Origin of the sequence: Leptospira inadai serovar Lyme str. 10, assembly GCF_000243675.2 — a bacterium.
Lineage (GTDB): Bacteria > Spirochaetota > Leptospiria > Leptospirales > Leptospiraceae > Leptospira_B > Leptospira_B inadai.
In genome coordinates this window covers 1-1380 of sequence record NZ_AHMM02000026.1, presented here as the reverse complement: position 1 = coordinate 1380, position 1380 = coordinate 1, and the positions used below count along the sequence as shown (strand labels likewise).

At 42.2% G+C, this 1380-nt stretch carries 1 protein-coding gene; it reads right to left on the bottom strand.

Going from position 1 to position 1380, the window contains the following annotated elements:
- Positions 1–81: 81 nt before the first annotated feature.
- Positions 82–606 (bottom strand): replication/maintenance protein RepL, encoded by a 525-nt coding sequence (locus LEP1GSC047_RS20685; RefSeq protein WP_001145698.1) that lies wholly within the window; start codon positions 604–606, stop codon positions 82–84.
- Between the last annotated feature and the right edge of the window lie 774 nt (positions 607–1380).

Genomic DNA, 1380 nt, shown 5'->3' with positions numbered 1-1380 from the left:
CTTTAGGGTACTTTTTCTTGCACAAACACATTAAAGGGCTTCTGAGGGCTGTTTTTTTGCGTTTTAAGGGTATTTAAGGGGTTAGTCCTTAACTTCTATCGTTGTAATGCGTTTGTCTTGGATTTTGGAGCGTTCTTCTTGCTCCGAAGCAGTCAACACTATATTGGCTGGAAACTCGCAGTATTCCCTATTGTTCCCCCAAGAATTCCATACAAGGTCTTTATTGGCAACATAGACATTACTGGAGCCTGTTTTGTAGACATATAAAAATCCATGTTCTTTGAGATACTTAATTGACCTTGCAACAGTTGCCTGCCCCATATCCAAAGCGTCTTGAAAGACCTTGTAAGAACATACTACAGCGTTATATTTATCCATGTGGTCAAATATAAAAAACAGCACTTGTAGAGCCTTTGGGTTTTCTTTTAGACAGCTTCTGAGATATTCTGAATTATCTTTGTTTACTTGATAAAACCTTGTGAAAGGGCTTTTCTTTTGTCGTTTTAATTCTTCCAGCTCTTCTTGTTCTTTGGCAATTAAATCTATTGCTCGCTGTTTAAAAGACACATCATTCAAATTCTTTGGTTCTGATACGACTACTGGCATTGAAATATCCCCCTTGTTATTTATCATACTGTGATAAATACATTTATCATTCATGATAAAACTTTTATCACAAATGATAATAGAATACAAGGGGTTTTATCATAGCTGGTGATAAAACTAGTTATCACAGCTGGTGATAAAACCTAAAATCGCGTAAAGCCTTGAAAACACTTGATGTAGACCTATTTTTGAGTGTTTTTACTCTTATATCTTCTATGAACGCACCGACCAGAGGGAGGCTAGTGCGTGAAAGGGGGGATTTTCCCCCCTTAAATCCCCCTAGTCGGCTCGTGCCGACAGCACGACCTCTGGAGCTAATTAAGCCCGTCGGTAAGTAAGCCATGGCACATTCAGCCCTAACGCTAGTCAAGGGTGCGGAGCACCGACTCCGTCGGCTTCGCCCTTGACTGCGTGGGCTATGTGCCTTTTATGGCTTACCGACGGAGCTAATAAGCCCAGAGGGTTTGAACCGCCCCTGTGGGGCGGTGGCGAAAGCCAGTGGGGGAACCCCGTAGGGCGCCTATAGACCTTTTGCAAAGCGCTATAGGCGAATTTGCGAAAGGTTGTATTGCGCTCTCAATCGCCGAGGGCTTAAAAACGGCCAAAAAGCAGGTGTACATTTTTGGCAAGCGCACTACTGAAAAAATGCACGGTCAGAAAACCGCATTAGGACTTGCTTAGTCATACTTTCATGCACATACACATAATAGGCTAAGTACTCTACTGAGTACTTAGCAAATATCAGTATGTACAAGTAGGGCGATCCGTTTTTGC